Here is an 18,603-nt window from a genome sequence, read left to right on the forward strand (position 1 = left end):
CGCGGACCGTCGAGGTCGACCTCCATGATCTCAAGCGGCTTTCCGGCAGCAACGGCCACGGCGGCGCGGGTTTTCATCTGGCAATTCCTCCAACGCGATTTTGCGCTCAGGCTTTCAGGTTTTGGCCTGCTCATCAACCGCCAGATGAGACGAAATATCGGCTTTCTTGACGCAGGTAGCACACCGTTGACTGCAGGCGTTCGCCACGCACACGGTACTTGAGACATAGCGACATAATCCATAGAACTGGACCGTCCGCCGGAGGGGAATTTGCCCGCATGTTCACCAAAATCCTGATCGCCAACCGTGGCGAGATCGCCTGCCGCGTCATGAAGACCGCGCGCAGGATGGGCATCGCCACGGTCGCTGTCTATTCCGACGCCGATCGCGATGCCGTGCATGTCGAGATGGCCGACGAGGCGGTGCATATCGGACCGTCGCCAGCCGCGCAGAGCTATCTCGTGCCTGAGAAAATCATCGCGGCGTGCAAGGCGACCGGCGCTCAGGCCGTGCATCCCGGCTATGGCTTCCTGTCCGAGCGCGCATCCTTCTGCGAGGCGCTGGAGAAGGAGGGCATCGTCTTCATCGGGCCGAAGCCGAAGGCCATCAAGGCCATGGGCGACAAAATCGAATCGAAGAAATTCGCCAACGCCGCCAATGTTTCGACGGTTCCCGGCTGGCTCGGCGTCATCGAGAACGCCGACCACGCGGAGAAGATCGCCGGAGAGATCGGCTATCCCGTGATGATCAAGGCCTCGGCCGGCGGCGGCGGTAAGGGCATGCGCATCGCCTGGAACCGATCGGAAGTGCGCGACGGCTTCGACCGGGCGCGCTCGGAGGCCAAGAGCTCGTTCGGGGACGACCGCGTGTTCATCGAGAAGTTCATCGTCGATCCACGCCATATAGAGATCCAGGTGCTGGCCGACGCGCATGGCAACGCGCTCTATCTCGGCGAGCGCGAATGCTCGATCCAGCGCCGCAACCAGAAGGTAGCCGAGGAGGCGCCATCGCCTTTTCTCGATGCCAGGACGCGCAAGGCCATGGGCGAGCAGTCGATAGCGCTGGCCAGGGCCGTCGACTACCAGAGCGCCGGCACGGTGGAATTCATAGTCGACGCTGAGAAAAACTTCTATTTCCTTGAAATGAATACACGATTGCAGGTCGAGCATCCGGTGACGGAGCTTGTCACCGGTGTCGATCTGGTCGAGCAGATGATCCGTGTGGCCGCCGGCGAGAAGCTCGCCTTGAAGCAAAGCGACGTGAAGCTGAATGGCTGGGCGGTGGAGAGCCGGCTCTATGCCGAGGATCCCTATCGCAACTTCCTGCCGTCGATCGGCCGGCTGACGCGCTATCGACCGCCACAGGAAGGGCAAGTCGGCGACGTCGTCATCCGCAACGACACCGGCGTCACCGAGGGATCGGAGATTTCGATGTTCTACGATCCGATGATCGCCAAGCTGTGCACCTGGGCGCCGACCCGGCTGGAGGCAATCGACGCGATGTCCGAAGCGCTGGACAGTTTTGTCGTCGATGGCATCGAGCACAACATCCCGTTCCTGGCGGCGCTCATGCAGCATCCGCGCTGGCGGGAAGGGCGGATTTCGACCGGATTCATCGCGGAGGAATATCCCGACGGCTTCGCGCCGATCCTGCCCGATCAGGACGACAAGGCCGTGTTGGCGGCGGTCGCCACCGTGGTCGAATTGCTGCGCCGCGACCGGCTCGACCGGCTGGGCGGGCGCTTGGCGCCGCATTCGGGAGCACTCAAGCGCGACTGGGTGGTGAAGATCGGCAAGGACTATCTGTCCGCGTCCATCCTGGAGGGCATGATCTCCATTCCGATGGAGGTCGACTTGTCCATCGAGGGCGGCAAGCCGCTGACGGTTTCGTCGGCCTGGCGGCCGGGCGACCTTGTTTGGCGCGGCAGCGTCGGTGGCCGCGAAATGGTGGCGCAACTGCGCCCGGCGCCAAACGGCCTTCGCATCGCCTGGAAAGGGCTTTCCGTGACGGCGCGCGCCATGCTGCCGCGCATTGCCGCGCTGGAAAAGCTGATGCCGGAGAAGCTGGCGCCCGACACGTCCAACCTACTGCTATGTCCCATGCCCGGCCTCGTCGTGTCGATCTCCGTCGCCGAAGGCCAGGAGGTCAAGGCCGGCGAGACTCTGGCCGTCGTCGAGGCGATGAAGATGGAGAACGTGCTGCGCGCCGAGCGCGATCTCGTGGTGGCGAAACTCAACGTCAAGCCGGGCGACAGCCTGGCCGTCGATGCGGTGATCATGGAATTTGCCTGAAGCGGGCGCGGGCGGAAGCCTGTGGCCGATGGTCGTTTGTGCTGGACTGGCATTGCCCGGTGCCGGACAATACATCTTGATCGACTCAAGTCCTTCGGGAAACGCGAAAAACCATGGCGGATGACAGACTTCCACGCGACCCCTTGCTGCGCGAAGCGGCAGTGAAGGCGGCGGCGCCCGAAGCGCCGGCGCGTCCTTTCGTGCATCTTCGCGTTCACTCGGCCTATTCGCTGCTGGAAGGCGCGCTCCAACTTGGCAAGATCGTCGGCCATGCGGTCAAGGACGAGTGTCCGGCTATCGCGGTCACCGACACCAACAATCTGTTCGGCGCGCTAGAATTCGCGCAGAAGGCGGTGAAGGACGGCATCCAGCCGATCATCGGCTGCCAGATCGCGCTCGCCTTTTCCGGCGAGAACGTCGACGGCCAGCGCGACCGCCGCCGGCAAGGGCCCGAGATGCGGCCAGTCGTGCTGATTGCGGCGACCGAAGCCGGCTATTCCAATCTGGTCAGGCTGGTGAGCCGCGTCTATCTGGAAACGCCACCCGGCGAGGCGGTGCATCTGACCAGCGAGATGCTGGAGGGCCACGCCGACGGGCTGATCTGCCTCAGCGGCGGTCCCCGCGGTCCTATCGGCGCGGCTCTGAAGGAGGATCGACGCGATCTCGCGGAGACCCGGCTGTCGACCCTGAAAGCCCTGTTCGGCGACCGGCTCTATGTCGAACTGGAACGCGTTTCCGGCTACGACCGGCTGATAGAACATTCCACGATCGATCTCGCCTATGCCCACGAATTGCCGCTCGTCGCCACCAACGAGGCGTTCTTCTCGTCGCGCGACGATTATGAGGCGCATGATGCGCTGATCGCCATAGCGGAGGGCTCGGTCGTCGCCGTGGACAATCGCCGCCGGCTTTCGCCGGACAATTTCCTGCGTAGCCAGGCTGAGATGGCGGCGTTGTTCGCCGACCTGCCTGAAGCGATCGACAACACGGTCGAGATCGCGTTGCGCTGCTCCTATTATCCGAAAACCCGCAGCCCGATCCTGCCGCGCTTCACCGGCGGCGACGCGTCCGACAAGGACGCAGCCGAGAAGGCCGAGGCCGCCGAACTCGCCCGCCAGGCGCGTGAAGGGCTGGAGGCCCGGCTTGCCGCGCACGGAGCGACGCCGGGCTATACGGTCGAGCAATACCGCGAGAGGCTCGAGTTCGAGCTCGGCATCATCGAGAAGATGAAATTCCCGGGCTACTTCCTGATCGTTGCCGACTTCATCAAATGGGCCAAGTCGCAAGGCATCCCGGTCGGGCCGGGGCGCGGCTCGGGTGCGGGCTCGCTGGTCGCCTATTCCACCACCATCACCGACATCGATCCGCTGCGTTTCTCGCTGCTGTTCGAGCGCTTCCTCAATCCGGATCGCGTGTCGATGCCCGATTTCGACATCGACTTCTGCCAGGACCGCCGCGAAGAGGTGATCCGCTACGTCCAGCAGAAATATGGACGCGACCAGGTCGGCCAGATCATCACCTTTGGAACGCTGCAAGCCCGCGCGGTGCTGCGCGATGTCGGCCGCGTGCTGCAGATGCCTTACGGCCAGGTCGACAAGCTGTCCAAGATGGTGCCGCAGAACCCGGCCAATCCGGTGAAACTGGCGGACGCCATCGCCAACGAGCCGCGTTTTGCCGAGGAGGCCGAAAAGGAGCCGATCGTCCAGACGCTGCTCGACATGGCACAGAAGCTGGAAGGCCTTTATCGCCACGCGTCGACGCACGCCGCCGGCATCGTCATCGGGGACCGGCCGCTGTCGGAGCTGGTGCCGATGTACCGCGATCCTCGTTCGGACATGCCGGTCACCCAGTTCAACATGAAATATGTCGAACAGGCCGGGCTGGTGAAGTTCGACTTTCTCGGCCTGAAGACGCTGACCGTGCTGGAGACGGCGGTGAAGCTGATTCGCCGCCGCGGCATCGACATCGACCTGGCGACGATCCCGCTCGACGATCCCGAAACCTATGCCATGCTGTCGCGCGGCGAAGTGGTCGGCGTGTTCCAAGTGGAAAGTGCCGGCATGCGCAAGGCGCTGATCGGCATGCGGCCCGACTGCATCGAGGACATCATCGCGCTGGTCGCGCTCTACCGGCCGGGGCCGATGGAGAACATCCCGACCTACAACGCCAGGAAGCATGGCGAGGAGGAGATGGCCTCGATCCATCCCAAGATCGACCATCTGGTGAAGGAAACGCAAGGCGTCATCGTCTACCAGGAACAGGTCATGCAGATCGCGCAGGAGCTGTCTGGCTATTCGCTGGGCGAAGCCGACCTTCTGCGCCGCGCCATGGGCAAGAAGATCCGTGCCGAGATGGACAAGCAGCGTGAGCGCTTCGTCTCGGGCGCGGTCGAACGCGGCGTCGCCAAGCCGCAGGCCGACTTCATCTTCGACCTGCTGGCAAAGTTCGCCGACTACGGTTTCAACAAATCGCACGCGGCCGCCTACGCCGTCGTCTCCTACCAGACCGCCTATCTCAAGGCGCATTATCCGGTCGAATTCCTGGCGGCGTCGATGACGCTCGACATGGGAAACACCGACAAGCTGGCGGATTTCCGCCAGGATGCGCTGCGCCTCGGCATCGAGGTGGTGGCGCCGTCGGTGATATCAAGCTTTCGTCCCTTCGAGGTCGGGGAGAACCGCATCTACTATTCGATGGCCGCGCTCAAGGGCGTCGGCGACGCGGCGGTCGAGCATATCGTCGCCATGCGCGGCGAAAAGCCGTTCAAGAGCCTGGCCGATTTCTGCGAAAGGGTCGACCCGAAAATCGTCGGCAAGCGCGTTTTCGAAAGCCTGATCATGGCTGGAGCGCTGGACTGTTTCGGCCATGACCGCGCTGCGATGATGGCTGGCGTCGAGCGGATGATGGGGCTGGCGTCGCTGGCGCAGCAGAACGCCGTCTCCGGTCAGGCCGATATCTTCGGCGCATCCCTGGGGGCGCAGTCGCAGGCGCTCAACCTGCCGGTGACCGAACCGTGGCTCGCCGCCGACCGCCTGCACCGCGAATTCCAGGTTGTCGGTTTCTATCTCTCCGCCCATCCGCTGGACGAGTACAAGGCGGCGCTGCAGAAGATGCGGGTGCAGAACTGGGCGGAGTTTTCGGCCGCGGTCAAGCGCGGTGCCACCGCAGGGCGCCTCGCCGGCACCGTGACCACCAAGCAAGAGCGCAAGACGCGGACCGGCAACAAGATGGGCGTGGTGCAGTTCTCGGACACGTCCGGCCAGTATGAGGCGGTGCTGTTTTCCGAAGGATTGGCGCAGTATCGCGACATGCTGGAGCCGGGCCGCTCCGTGGTCATCACCGTGGCGGCGGAGGACAGGCCGGAGGGCGTCAACCTGCGCATCCAGACCGTGCAGTCGCTCGAGGACGAGGCCAGCCGCATCCAGAAGGCACTGCGCATCTTCGTCAGAAACGACGCGCCAGCCTCCATCATTCAGTCACAGCTTACCCAGCGTGGTGAAAGTCAGGTGAGCATCATCGTCATCAAGGAAGAAGCGCAGGGCGAGGTGGAGATTGCCCTGCAGGGGGGGTACCGCGTCTCGCCGCAAATCGCCTCGGCGATGCGCGCCGTGCCAGGCGTGGTCGAAGTGGAGCTGGTGTGATCGCCACTTCCGGGGACTGGTGGCAATCCGCCGGGCGGCATCCGCCGCTCAAGTCACCGCAATTGCCATGAGGACGAAAGACAGCGGCGGATCGCCGGACCGTTCCACAATGGTGCGGCTGCGCGACACGTTGCGCAAGCTCTACCACGGCCGCACGCCGGCGGCGTTCCGCTTCCAACTGGTGGCGGTCATTATCGACCTCGCCATCATCGGCTTCTTCATCGCCACGCCCCTCGTCCAGGAATCGGCCTCGTTCCTGTGGCTCGACTATGCGGTGGCGGCGCTTGTGGCGGCCGACCTGGTAGCCAGGCTGCTTGCTTCGAACGACATGCTGCGACTGATGAAACAGCCGACGTCCTGGGTGGATATTTTCATCCTTTTGACGCTGCTGATGCCGACGGCGCTCGCCAATCTCGGCTTTCTGCGCATCCTGCGGCTGTGGTCGCTGTCGCGCAGCGGTTCGATCTGGCGGCATTTCGAGATGCGTGGTCTGAGGCCCTGGCGCGAGGCGAGCCACGCGGTCATCAATCTTTTGACCTTTCTCTTCGTCATCACCGGTTTCGTCTACACTTTCTTCTTCCGCAGCGGAGCGGGGCTGGAAAGCTACATCGACGCGCTTTACTTCACCGTCGCGACGGTGACCACGACCGGGTTCGGCGACATCGTGCTGCCGGGAATAGCGGGGAAACTGACGGCGATCGTGACCATGATCATCGGCATATCGCTGTTCGTCAGGCTGGCGCAGGCGATCTTTCGACCGGCAAAGGTGTTCTTTCCCTGTCCGCAATGCGGCCTGCAACGGCACGAGCCGGACGCCGTTCACTGCAAGGCATGCGGGCATGTCCTCAACATACCCGACAGTGGTGACTGAGGGATGGCTTGAGGGGACTTTTGGGCGGGCTACGATGCCGCCGCTTGCGCCGGCTTTGGCTGCCTGCGCTGCAGGTTGAGCATATTGCCCATCAGGATCAGCAATGCCCCGCCTGCGGTGAAGGCGTCGATCTGCTCCTGGTAGAGCAGCCAGCCGATCAATGCCGACAGCGGCACGCGCAGGAAATCCATCGGCGAAATGACCGTGGCATCGGCGTAGCTCAGCGCCCAGGCCATGCAGAAATGCGACGACATGCCGGTGAAGGCAATCAGCAGAATCCACGGCCACAGCTCGAGCGATGGGTTGCGCCATTCGTAGAGCGCCGGGACCAGCCCGAGCACCGACTGGATGATCAACATCCAGAAGATGATTCGCACGACGCTGTCGGTCCGCGTCAGCGATTTGACCAGCACCAGCGAGATGCCGAAGCACATTGCCGCGCCCAGCACGACCAGATGTCCCGGATCGACCGAGCCGACGCCTGGGCGCACGATGATCACGACACCGATCAGCCCGAGCGCCACGGCCCCGAGCTTCGGCCGGGTGAGCCTTTCGCCGAGAAAGGTGACCGCAAGGATCGCCGTCCAGATCGGCGTCGTGAATTCGATCGCGATCAGTACCGCCAAAGGGATTAGCGTCAGAGCGTAGAGCCACGCCGCCTGGCCGGTATAGTGAACCACGTTGCGCGTCACATGGGCGAGGGGGCGCCCCGTGCGCATGGCGGCAAAGCCGCCATTTTGCATGACCAGCGGCAGCAGGATGAAAAAGCCGATCACCGAGCGCAGCTCCAGCACCTGGAAAACGTTGAGCTCGGCCGTGGTGGCGCGGCCCGCGACCGACATCGCCAGGAACGAGGCGATCGATAGCGCCATCCAGAACGCGGCCTTGGGGATGGAAGGGGTGGGTGCCATCTCCGCTATGTCGCAGGCCGTGGCTTTTGCCGCAACCGCTAGCAGCCGCATTCTTCTGGGCCAGCCGGATGGTGCAAAACAGTCATGTTGAAGGCGGAACCTGGCACGGCAGGTAGCGTTGAGTTCCGAATATCGGAAGTGCTTTGCAGGTGCCTTTCAAAGTCGATAGGAGAACTTCGATGAGATCATTTGCGCAATTTGCGCTTGCTGGCTGTCTGTTAGTCACGGCAGGCGCGGCACATGCCGACGAGTCCAGATTTCTCCAGTCGTTCAAGGGCAATTTCACCGGCAAGGGCATCGTCAAGGTGACCACCGACGCTCCGACGGTGAATGTGTCCTGCACCTTCAGGTCAAACGCGACATCGACCTCCTTGTCGCTCGATGGCAATTGCCGAGGGCTTATCGTGGTGACGCGCGCCATCAGCGCGGACCTGAGGACTGCCGGAGCGAAATATAGCGGCACTTATATCGGGTCTCGTACCGGGCCTGCGCAATTGAACGGCACCCGTTCGGGCAACGCGATCAATCTCGGCATCCGTTGGGCCAAGGAGGTCAATGGTGACCGAAAGGCGCAGATGAAAGTCGAGAAACGAGGCGAGAACGGCATGCGGCTGACGGTCATCGACACTGATCCGAAAACCGGCAAGAGCATGGTGACGAGCAGGATAGACCTAACCCGAACTTAGCGGGCGGCGGTAGCGTTGTGACGCGCTTTGCCACACTGCGGCCTTCTTCAGCAGCCCGTTAAAGCTTAGTCTTCCAGCGGCTCTGGCGGGTGGGTGTCGCGGCGCTTGCCGAACGTATAGCCGGTTTCCACCGCCTTGCGGCCGAACTTGTCGCGCAGCGTGTCGATGGCGCCTTCGGCCATGGCCCGCTTGCGCGACTGGACATCGACCAGATCGGGCGGATCGGCCTTGTCATCGGCGGAAAGATCGCTGACGCCGATGCCGAGCAGCCGGTATTTGGTGCCGTCGGTTTCCTTGCGCAGCAGCTCGACGCCGGTCGAAAAGATGCGGTCGGCGAGCCGGGTCGGGTCGCCGAGCTGGCGGTTGCGAGTGCGGATCTTGAAATCCTGGGTCTTCAGCTTGAGCACCACCGTGCGCCCGGCGATGCCTGACTTTTTCAGCCGCGCCGAGACCTTTTCCGAAAGGCCCCGCAGCACCGAGACCAGCTCGTCCAGCGAAGCGATATCTGTGTCGAAAGTGGTTTCGGCTGATACGCTCTTGGCGTCCTGGTCGGGATCGACGCGGCGGACATCCTCGCCGCGCGAGAGCCGATAGAGCCGGTCGCCCATCACGCCATAGCGGCGCATGAGGTCGCCGCGGTCCATCTTCTGGAGCTGGCCGATGGTGCGGATGCCATCCTGTTCGAGCGTGGCGCTGAATGCCTTGCCGACACCCCAGATCATGTTCACCGGCTGCGTGGCCAGGAAGCCCACGGCTTCCGCTTCGCCGATGACGGAGAAGCCGCGCGGTTTGCGGAAATCCGACGCCACCTTGGCCAGGAACTTGCAGTAGGACAGGCCTGACGAAACGGTGATGCCGATCTCCTTCTCGACGGCCAGCGCGAAACGGGCCAGCACCACCGCCGGCGGCAGGCCGTGCAGCCGTTCGGTTCCGGCAAGGTCGAGAAACGCCTCGTCGATCGAGAGCGGCTCGACCAGGGGCGTCAGCGCCTGCATCATGGCGCGCACCTCGCGCCCGACGGCCACGTATTTTTCCATGTTGGGCGGGATAACCACCGCTTCGGGGCAAGCCTCGAGCGCCTTGAACATGGGCATGGCGGAACGCACGCCCCTTATCCGGGCGATGTAGCAGGCGGTGGAGACGACGCCGCGCTTGCCGCCGCCGATGATCAGCGGCTTGTCCTTCAGTGCCGGGTTGTCGCGTTTTTCGATCGCCGCATAGAAAGCGTCGCAGTCGATATGGGCCAGATGCAGCCGGTACAGTTCGGGATGACGGGCAAGCCTGGGGCTGCCGCATCGCTCGCAGCGCCTGGCATCGCTGCGCTGAAAGGCCAGGCAGTCGCGGCAGAAACCGTGATCAGGATTATTGACAGGAGCCGCCATCGCTGCGAACATAAAGAGAACAAACGCAATGGTACGACAGTGCAAGGCCAGGGACAAGCTTGGCCTGGGGAGAACGCATGAGCACGACCATAGTGCCGCTGACGCCTGAGCTCTGGCCTGAATTCGAAGATCTCTTCGGCAAGCAGGGCGCCTGCTACGGCTGCTGGTGCACGCATTTCCGGCTGGCGCCGTCGGTCCGTCGCGAAAGCAGCCGCGAACGCAACAAGGACCACATCCGGGCGCGCATCGAAGCAGGCCCGCCACCGGGCATGCTGGCGTTCGAGGACGGCAAGGCAATCGGCTGGATGCAGATAGGGCCGCGCGCCGATGTGCCCGAATGGAACAACCGGGGCCGGGGCTCGGCTCCGGTCGATCCCGCGGATGCATCGGATCCAGGCGTCTGGGCGATTTCCTGTTTCTTCATCCGCGCCAAGGCGCGGGGCCGGGGCATCAGCCATCGCCTGGTCGAAGGCGGAATCGATTTCGCCCGCAGGAACGGCGCGCGAATGGTCGAAGCCTGCCCGATAGACCTGTCGAAGGATTCACGCTCCATCGGGCTGTTCGTGGGCTCGTCGCGCGTGTTCGAGAAGGCGGGGTTTGAGCGGCTCCTGGAACGCAAGGCGGGCCGACCGTTGATGCGGCTGGTGCTGGAGCCGAGCGCCTGAACTTCGCCGTCTTGCAGTTGCGACGGTCTTTCCCTACCAGAGGCAGGATACGATTTTGCCTTTTCGACCAAACGGAGAATCCTACGTGAACCGGATGTTGCCAATCGCCTTTACCGCGCTTCTGCTCAGCGCGCCCGCTTTCGGCCAGAGCGTCGACAGCCAGGGTGCGAAGCAACTATCCGAGGACCTGTCCCGCTATGTCGGCAAACAGGCACTCGACAAGGGCATTCTGAAGGTTTCGGTCGAAGGCGGCGCCTACAAGATCGTGTTCGATTTCAAGGCGCTCGCCGGCACCTTGCCCGACCAGAAGCTGTTGAAATTCGACTTTGCGCCCTACGCCCTGCTGGTCAAGCCGCGCAGCGACGGGACCTGGGACGTCTCGATGGATCTTTCGCAAAGCGCGTCCTTCGCGTTCAACGGGCCGCAGGGGCTGCAAAGCACGCAATTTTCGATCAAGGACGGCAAGGGTTCCGGTGTCTACGATCCCAATCTGGCGGCCTTTACCAGTGGCACCAGTTCGATGGCGGGCATGACGATGGCCTCGCAAGATGCCAAGCAGCACATGGAAATCAGCGCCGACGCCGGCACCGCGACCATGGCCGCCACCAAGGCCGCCAATGGCGGCGTCGATTTCACGATGTCGCAAAAAGTCTCGAACTTTGTCGAGGCGATCAAGTTCGACGATCCTGAAAGCGGACTGAAATTCCCGGTCACCGTCAAATCACCGGAACTGTCTGTGGAGGCCAAAGGCAAGGGCGTGCAGACGAAGCCGCTGCTTGATCTCCTGGCATTTGCCGTCGCCAATGAGAACGAAGCCACGCTGAAAGCCAACCAGGCGCAGCTCAAATCGCTTCTGCTCGCCGCACTACCCGTGTGGGAGCGCATCGACGGGACATACGGGTTCAAGGATTTCGCGGTCGAGAGCCCGGTCGGCACGTTCGGCGCGGCGCAGCTCAGCACCGCCTTCGGAATGGATGGCGTCGCCCAGAGCGGTACGCTCGGCTACGGGATCAGGGCGTCTGGGTTGACCGTGCCGCAGCAGCTTCTGCCGAACTGGAGCATGGCGCTGCTGCCGACCGATATCGACCTGAACTTCGGCGGCGCCAATATCGATCTCGACAGCATGGCGAAGAAGGCAATCGGGGCCTTTGATCTCAATAAGAATCCGCCTCTTTCGGCCGAATTCGGGGAGCAGCTCAAAGCCGACTTCATGGCCAAGACGCCGAAGGTCGTCATTGGCCATAGCACCATCAAGAACAAGGATACCGAAATCGCCCTGGAAGGCGAAATGACGTTTCCTGGCGAGAAGCCGGAAGCCAATGTGACGGTGGACGTGGCCGGCTTCGACAGGATCGTCGAGGGCCTGCAGGAGGCGGCGAAATCGGAACCGGAGGTGGCGCAGTACGTGCCTGTGGCCCTGATGGTGAAAGGGTTCGGCAAGACCTTGACGGACGGCCGCATGGAATGGGCCATCAACGCCAAGCCGGACGGTTCGGTCCTGGTCAATGGCGTTATGCTGAAGCCGGCCGATCCTGTTGAAGACGACAGCATCGACGACGGCGACAGCGGCGACGACATGGACCAGGCGGATCCGACACCGTAACCGCTCGGCTCACCAAAGCGCGTCGCGTTCGGATGAAGTGACGCGTCGCGTTCAAGCCTTCGTTTTATACATGTCGTTCATCCGTTCGGGCGACAAGCGTCAAACTTCGAGCGACCTGGCGATCAGGGGTGAGGTCTCGGGATCTCGCTCATATCGAATGCTCGTGACTGTCGTCGCCCAGCGGCAGCGCGCGCAATGCCTTGCCGACGGAAGCCGGTGGCGTGCCGGTTTCCTCGGCAAAACGCAGCAATGTGGGTTCGTGGGCGAGAACGAACTGCAGCACACCGGCCAGAAATCCCGGCTCGCCGGCGGCTTTGCGGATCGAATGCGCCTCGATGCCGGTGATCGCCAGGAAGCGAGGCAGCAGTTCGGGATCCGAGGCGAGGAAGGCCAGAGCCTTCACGGCAATGGTTTCGGCCTCTTCGCGCATTGACGCTGCGTTTGCCATCATTACCTTTCAGGGTATGCGGAATGTGAGTCTCTTCCGCAGTAATGGCAAGCGTCGCTTGCGGCAAGTCACTACCTCTTCAGTGCGGGGCCCGAGGTGGAAGCGGAGCAGCTTTTCTCGCCGCAGGTTTCCGTTTCGTCAATCATATTGCCGTAGAGTCGACCAGGGTTTGGTGCGTTCCGGAAGGGCGCATAACGGCTGCCTTCGATCGGAACAGCGGCCGGGACGGGATATCGATGCCTAAGAAGGTCATGATCGTCGAGGACAATGAGCTCAACATGAAGCTCTTTCGGGACCTCATCGAAGCAAGCGGTTACGAGACAGTTCGCACCCGCAACGGTCTGGAAGCGCTCGATCTGGCGCGTCAGCACCGGCCGGATCTCATTTTGATGGATATCCAGTTGCCTGAAGTGTCGGGGCTGGAGGTGACGAAATGGCTGAAGGAAGATGACGACCTGCACGTCATCCCGGTCATCGCCGTCACCGCCTTCGCGATGAAGGGCGACGAGGAGCGCATTCGCCAGGGCGGCTGCGAAGCTTACATCTCCAAGCCGATCTCGGTGCCGCGCTTCATCGAAACCATCAAGTCCTACCTAGGTGATTCCTGATGCGCCTTGCCGCCAAAGCCGGAGCCTTGTGAAATGACCGCTCGGATCCTCGTCGTCGACGACATCCCTGCCAATGTGAGGTTGCTGGAGGTTCGGCTGCTGGCCGAATATTTCGAGGTGTTGACCGCTACCAACGGCCCGGATGCAATCGAGACCTGCGAGAACGGCAAGGTCGATGTCGTGCTGCTCGACGTCATGATGCCGGACATGGACGGCTTCGAGGTCTGCCGCCGCCTGAAGAGCGATCCGGCGACGTCGCATATTCCAGTGGTAATGATCACCGCACTCGACCAGGTTTCCGACAGGGTGCGCGGGCTTGAGGCCGGCGCCGACGATTTCCTGACCAAACCCGTCAACGACCTGCAACTGATGACGCGCGTCAAAAGCCTCGTCAGGCTGAAATCGCTGACCGACGAGTTGCGGCTGCGCGCCTCGACCACGCGCAACATCGGCATCGAAGAGTTGCTCAGCCGTAATTTCGCCTCCGAGGACACGACGCCGAAAGTGCTTCTGATCGATGAGCGCAAATCGTCGATCGAGCGCGTCCAGAAGATGCTGCGCGACTGTGCTGACCTGGATGTCGCCAGCGATCCGCATGCCGGCTTCTTCCAGGCGGCGGAGACCCCCTATGAATGCGTGATGATCTCGACGAGCTTCGCCAATTTCGATCCGCTTCGGCTCTGCTCGCAACTGCGCTCGCTCGATCGCACCCGCTTCCTGCCGATCATCCTGCTGGCGGAGGAGGGCGAGGAGGAGCGCATCATCCGTGGCCTCGAGCTCGGCATCAACGACTATCTGATGCGGCCGATCGACCAGCAGGAACTGACGGCGCGGTTGCGCACCCAGGTGCGCCGCAAGCGCTACAACGACCAATTGCGCGCCAGCGTGACGCAGACGATCGAAATGGCGGTGACCGACGGGCTGACCGGGCTGCACAACCGCCGCTATCTCGACAGCCATCTCCAGACGCTGTTCGACCGCGCCGTGGCGCGCCGACGGCCGCTGTCGGTGATGATCACCGACCTCGACCGCTTCAAGTCGATCAACGATACGCATGGCCATGACGGCGGCGACGAGGTGCTGCGGGAATTCGCGCGGCGGCTGCGCAAGAACGTGCGCGGCATCGATCTGGCCTGCCGGTTCGGCGGCGAGGAGTTCGTCGTGGTCATGCCTGATACCGATGGGGCGATCGCCGAAAAGGTGGCCGAACGCATCCGCGCCGAAATTGCCCAGATGCCGTTCGCCATCGGGCCCGACGGCAGGGCCATCGAGGTCACCGTCAGCGTCGGCGTCTCGTCGGTGCTGAAGGGGGTGGATACGGTGGCGGCGTTGATGAAACGCGCCGATCTGGCGCTCTATGAGGCCAAGAGCGGTGGCCGTAACCGCGTCGTGGCCAAGGCTGCCTGACGGACCGGATAAGAGTATCCGTCAATCCGGCAAGGTTACCCATTTACCTTAATCCAAGCGATTCGCGAGGCTTGGTTAAGAAACTGTTGATTTTCATAAGCTCTTGCGCAAATGTGCGGCCACAGACAGAGCGACGCCGGCACGAGGACAGACAGCCGGGTCGATCAAAAAATACCCCATGATGCTCAGGTCCGCCGCATCTCCTGGGTCCGTGGGGTCGGCCGGCCGGCGCTGGCACATAGTGGCCTCCTCGTACCGCTGCCAAACGCCGACCGGCCCCCTTTCAAAATAGCATCAGGACTCTGCGCCAAGCTCCGGAAATCACGGGCTTTTTGCGCACGAGATATCGACAGCGCTTTTGGACTGTAGAGGCGAGCGACGATGAGAAGAGCTGCGCCCCACGCTCTCTTGCCATTCGGCAGGGAGCATCGCTCCTCACTTCATACATATGGCGCCCAGGGGGCTTGCTTCAAGCCTGGGTTCCTCCCGTAAAACCGCGGCCCTGGCCAATGGGAGCGGAGTGACGGGAATGCGTGCACCGAAAGATGGATCGCGAAATCATGCGGTGATTGTCGCCGGGGGCGGCCCGACAGGATTGATGCTGGCAGGCGAACTCGCATTGGCGGGCATCGATGTCGGCATCGTCGAGCGGCGCCCGACCCAGCAGCTGATTGGCTTGCGCGCGGGTGGCCTGCACGCACGCACAATCGAGATGCTCGACCAGCGCGGGATCGCGGACCGGTTTCTCTCCCAGGGGCGATGCTTCCCGACCGTTGGCTTCCACATGATCCGTTTGGACATCAGCGATTTTCCCAGCCGGCACAACTATCTGCTGGCGCTGCGGCAAAACCATATCGAGCGGATATTGGCCGACTGGATCGGCGAGTTGGGGGTGCCGATCCATCGCGGACAGGAAGTCACGGATTTCATGCAGGACGACAGTGGCGTGGATGTGGGGCTTGCCGATGGCCAACGCATGAAGGCGCAGTACCTCGTCGGATGCGACGGAGGACGCAGCACGATCCGCAAGGCGGCGGGCATCGAGTTCGCCGGATGGGATCCGACGATGAGCTGGATGATCGCCGAGGTCGAGATGTCGGAAGAACCGCCATTGGGCTTTCGCAGCGACGCCCAAGGAACCCATGCGATAGGCAAGATCGAGGAAGGCGATAGGGTCGGTGTCGTGCTGACCGAGAGACAACTGATCATCGGTGGTGAACCGACATTGGACGATCTCCGCGAGGCGCTCACCGTTATCTATGGCACCGATTTCGGCGTCCACAATCCGACCTGGATGTCGCGGTTCACCGATATGACGCGTCAGGCTGCCGCTTACCGCGTCGGGCGTGTCCTGCTGGCCGGCGACGCGGCGCATGTCCATCCTCCGATGGGCGGGCAGGGGCTCAATATCGGTGTGCAAGACGCGGTCAACCTGGGATGGAAACTGGCCCAGGTCGTCAAGCGGACATCACCCGACAACCTACTCGACAGCTATCAAGCCGAGCGTCATCCGGTCGCCGCCCGCGTGTTGCGCAACACGATGGCACAGGTCGCGCTTCGGCGCATGGATGACCGCACCAAGGCTCTGGGCGACACCATTGCCGAACTGCTCGGCATGGACGAGCCTCGCAAACGCATCGCGGCCGAAATGTCCGGCTTGGACATTCGTTTCGACTTCGGCGAGCGGCATCCGTTGCTTGGGCGGCGAATGCCCGATCTCGATCTGCTCACCGCCAGCGGGCCGGCGCGGCTGTTTACCTTGCTGCACCATGCCCGGTCGGTGCTGATCAACCTCGGCACGCCCGGCAGGCTGGACATCAAGCCGTGGGCGGATCGGGTCCAGCAGGTCGACGCCGTGTACGACGGCGACTGGGAGCTGCCAGTTCTCGGGGCCGTCGCCGGGCCCGACGCGGTGCTGATCCGCCCCGACGGGTACGTGGCATGGGTTGGTTCCGGAAGCCAACAGGGACTGGCCGATGCGCTGACCACCTGGTTCGGGCCGCCCGCTGCTGTGGCGTAGCAGGGTCGAGGCTGGCCTGGCGAGACCCGCCGCAAACGTGTGCTTGGCACGCATTGCGAGCTTTTAGGGCGTAAGGTCTCCTGACATCCCGTTGACAGGAGGTACCATCTGTGCAGAAATTGGTTGGACCATTGGACCACTTGGAACGCGCGTGGATCAAAACAGCCTGCCACCTATTCAGACGACGGCGCGTGACGACGCCGTGCTGAAGGCGTTGGTAGGCTTTGTTCGTGCCGAAGCCCTCCAGCCGGGCGAGCGGCTGCCAACGGAACGCATTCTGGCCGAGCGGCTGAAGGTCAGCCGCAACACGGTGCGCGAGGCGCTGACGCGCTGGGAAGGGCTCGGGTTGGTCGAGCGCCGGCAAGGCAGCGGTACCTATCTCAAGGCAGCCGTTTCGCCCGACATGTTGCATCTGCCGCTGACGCTTGCGGGCGGCAACGACTTCACCAGCCTGATGCGGACGCTTGAAGTCCGCCGCGCGCTGGAGGCGGAAGCCGCCGCCCTTTGCGCCGAACGCGCTAGCCAGACCGACATCGCCGAAATCGAGCACAAGCTCGACATCATGGAGCAGGCGTTCCGCACGCGCGAAGGCATGTCTTCGGAAGAGGACTGGGAGTTCCACCAGGCGATCTACAGGGTGTCCGGCAACCCGCTGTTCGAGCAGATCATCGCCGCCATGCACGAATTGTTTCACCGCTTCTGGGAGCATCCCCTCGGCGTGCGCGACTTCGGCCACGCCAGCTTTCCCTATCATCGGACCATTTACGAGCGCATCGCCGCGCGCGACCCGCACGGCGCCCGCGCCGAGGCGCTCAAGCTGATCGCCACCGTCGAGGACGACCTCAAGCGCGGCGCGGCCAAACTCAAACTTTCGAGCCAGACATGAACGAACATCCCTCAGGTTTCGATCACGACTATCTTGCCGAGGCGGCGACGCTTCTGGCGCATGACGAGCCTTTCCCGGGCGGCGCCGTGGTGCCGCCGATCTACCAGACCTCGCTGTTCACCTTCGCCAACTATGCCGAGATGGCCGACACCTTTGCCGGCAAACGAAAGCAGCCGATCTATTCGCGGGGCGACAATCCGACGGTGATGGAATTCGAAGCGCGCGTTGCGGCCCTCGAAGGGGCAGAGGCTGCGCGTGGTTTTTCCAGCGGCATGGCGGCGATCAGCGCCACGGTGCTCGCTTTCGTCGGCGCCGGCGAGCGCATCGTTGCGGTGCGCAATTGCTATGGTGATGCCTATCGGCTGTTCGAGCGGCTTTTGCCGCGGCTCAACATCAAGGTCGATTATGTCGACGGCTCTGACCCGGACGCCGTCGCGGCGGCACTTCCGGGCGCCAGGCTGCTTTATCTGGAGAGCCCGACCTCGATGATGTTCGAGCTGCAGGACCTGGCTCACCTGACCCGACTGGCGAAGGAGCAGGGCATAGTCACCACGATCGACAATTCCTGGGCAACGCCTGTGTTCCAGAAGCCGATCGCGCATGGCGTCGATCTGGTGTTGCATTCGGCATCGAAATATCTCGGCGGCCACAGCGATACGGTCGCCGGCGTGGTGGCAGGCTCGGCCGCCCACATCAAGCACATCAACGAGCAGACCTATTCCTATCTCGGCGGCAAGCTTTCGCCTTTCGAGGCCTGGCTCTTGCTGCGCGGGCTGCGCACGCTGCCGCTGCGCCTGCCGTACCACATGAAGAGCGGGCTCGCCATCGCCGAGCGGCTGAAGGCGCACGGCAATGTCGAGCGCGTCAACCACCCCGCCTATTCGAACCATCCGGGCAAGGCGACGCTTGCTGGTTACGCCGGGTTGTTTTCCTTCGAGGTCACCGAGGATATCGACATCCCCGTCTTCGTCGATGCGTTGAAATACTTCCGCATCGGCGTGAGCTGGGGCGGCCATGAAAGCCTGGTCGTGCCGGCCAAGGCGTCGCTGGAGCAGACGCCGGGACTGAATTCGATGGCGCGCTTCGGCGTCAGCCCCCGAACCATCCGCTTCAATGTCGGATTGGAGAATGTCGAGGACCTGTGGGCCGACGTGGCGCAGGCCTTCGAAAAAGCCAGAAAATAA

The 18,603-nt window shown here is 62.9% G+C and carries 15 protein-coding genes; 12 read left to right on the top strand and 3 right to left on the bottom strand.

The genetic code is table 11. From position 1 onward, the window contains the following. The 4 genes from FJ964_RS30865 to FJ964_RS00020 form a co-directional block, all read left to right on the top strand. Nucleotides 1-222: hypothetical protein (locus FJ964_RS30865; RefSeq protein ID WP_210243360.1), on the top strand; the 222-nt coding region annotated here is incomplete at its 5' end. 56 nt (nt 223-278) lie between these two features. Next, nucleotides 279-2,291, top strand: a complete 2,013-nt coding sequence (locus FJ964_RS00010; protein WP_140548089.1) for an acetyl/propionyl/methylcrotonyl-CoA carboxylase subunit alpha — start codon at nt 279-281, stop codon at nt 2,289-2,291. Between the two features lie 113 nt (nt 2,292-2,404). Next, nucleotides 2,405-5,932: a DNA polymerase III subunit alpha gene (gene dnaE, locus FJ964_RS00015; protein WP_140548091.1), complete on the top strand. Its 3,528-nt coding sequence runs from the start codon at nt 2,405-2,407 to the stop codon at nt 5,930-5,932. Nucleotides 5,933-5,999: 67 nt separating this feature from the next. Continuing rightward, on the top strand, nt 6,000-6,803 hold the full coding sequence (locus tag FJ964_RS00020) for an ion channel (protein WP_140548093.1): 804 nt from the start codon (nt 6,000-6,002) through the stop codon (nt 6,801-6,803). A gap of 29 nt (nt 6,804-6,832) precedes the next feature. On the opposite strand, the gene FJ964_RS00025 is transcribed toward FJ964_RS00020, so the two are convergent. Next, the gene (locus FJ964_RS00025) at nt 6,833-7,714 is read right to left on the bottom strand and encodes a DMT family transporter (RefSeq protein ID WP_140548095.1); all 882 of its coding nucleotides are present in this window, start codon (nt 7,712-7,714) and stop codon (nt 6,833-6,835) included. Nucleotides 7,715-7,893: 179 nt separating this feature from the next. Between FJ964_RS00025 and FJ964_RS00030 the strand changes: the two genes are divergently transcribed. Then, a complete protein-coding gene (locus tag FJ964_RS00030) occupies nt 7,894-8,400 on the top strand; it encodes a hypothetical protein (RefSeq protein WP_140549352.1) in 507 nt (168 codons plus the stop codon). A 65-nt stretch (nt 8,401-8,465) separates the two neighbouring features. Here the strand turns inward: FJ964_RS00030 and FJ964_RS00035 are convergent, their stop codons facing one another. Further along, nucleotides 8,466-9,794: a DNA polymerase IV gene (locus tag FJ964_RS00035; RefSeq protein WP_140548097.1), complete on the bottom strand. Its 1,329-nt coding sequence runs from the start codon at nt 9,792-9,794 to the stop codon at nt 8,466-8,468. Nucleotides 9,795-9,859: 65 nt separating this feature from the next. On the opposite strand from FJ964_RS00035, the gene FJ964_RS00040 reads away from it, so the two are divergent. Beyond that, on the top strand, nt 9,860-10,447 hold the full coding sequence (locus tag FJ964_RS00040; protein ID WP_140548099.1) for a GNAT family N-acetyltransferase: 588 nt from the start codon (nt 9,860-9,862) through the stop codon (nt 10,445-10,447). 94 nt (nt 10,448-10,541) lie between these two features. After that, the gene (locus FJ964_RS00045; RefSeq protein WP_140549353.1) at nt 10,542-12,050 is read left to right on the top strand and encodes a hypothetical protein; all 1,509 of its coding nucleotides are present in this window, start codon (nt 10,542-10,544) and stop codon (nt 12,048-12,050) included. A 148-nt stretch (nt 12,051-12,198) separates the two neighbouring features. Here the strand turns inward: FJ964_RS00045 and FJ964_RS00050 are convergent, their stop codons facing one another. Then, nucleotides 12,199-12,498, bottom strand: coding sequence for a DUF3572 domain-containing protein (locus tag FJ964_RS00050; protein WP_140548101.1), 300 nt, complete (start codon nt 12,496-12,498; stop codon nt 12,199-12,201). Between the two features lie 236 nt (nt 12,499-12,734). On the opposite strand from FJ964_RS00050, the gene FJ964_RS00055 reads away from it, so the two are divergent. The 5 genes from FJ964_RS00055 (at nt 12,735) to FJ964_RS00080 (ending at nt 18,603) form a co-directional block, all read left to right on the top strand. Next, a complete protein-coding gene (locus tag FJ964_RS00055) occupies nt 12,735-13,106 on the top strand; it encodes a response regulator (RefSeq protein WP_140501538.1) in 372 nt (123 codons plus the stop codon). Between the two features lie 33 nt (nt 13,107-13,139). Further along, nucleotides 13,140-14,513: a PleD family two-component system response regulator gene (locus FJ964_RS00060; RefSeq protein WP_140548103.1), complete on the top strand. Its 1,374-nt coding sequence runs from the start codon at nt 13,140-13,142 to the stop codon at nt 14,511-14,513. A gap of 529 nt (nt 14,514-15,042) precedes the next feature. Further along, nucleotides 15,043-16,533, top strand: a complete 1,491-nt coding sequence (locus FJ964_RS00070) for an FAD-dependent monooxygenase (protein ID WP_140548105.1) — start codon at nt 15,043-15,045, stop codon at nt 16,531-16,533. A gap of 151 nt (nt 16,534-16,684) precedes the next feature. Continuing rightward, nucleotides 16,685-17,419 (top strand): FadR/GntR family transcriptional regulator, encoded by a 735-nt coding sequence (locus FJ964_RS00075; protein ID WP_140548107.1) that lies wholly within the window; start codon nt 16,685-16,687, stop codon nt 17,417-17,419. After that, on the top strand, nt 17,416-18,603 hold the full coding sequence (locus FJ964_RS00080; protein ID WP_140548109.1) for a PLP-dependent transferase: 1,188 nt from the start codon (nt 17,416-17,418) through the stop codon (nt 18,601-18,603). The genes FJ964_RS00075 and FJ964_RS00080 overlap by 4 nt, the downstream gene beginning before the upstream one ends.

It is taken from the genome of Mesorhizobium sp. B2-3-2 (genome assembly GCF_006442295.1).
Classification (GTDB): Bacteria; Pseudomonadota; Alphaproteobacteria; order Rhizobiales; family Rhizobiaceae; genus Mesorhizobium.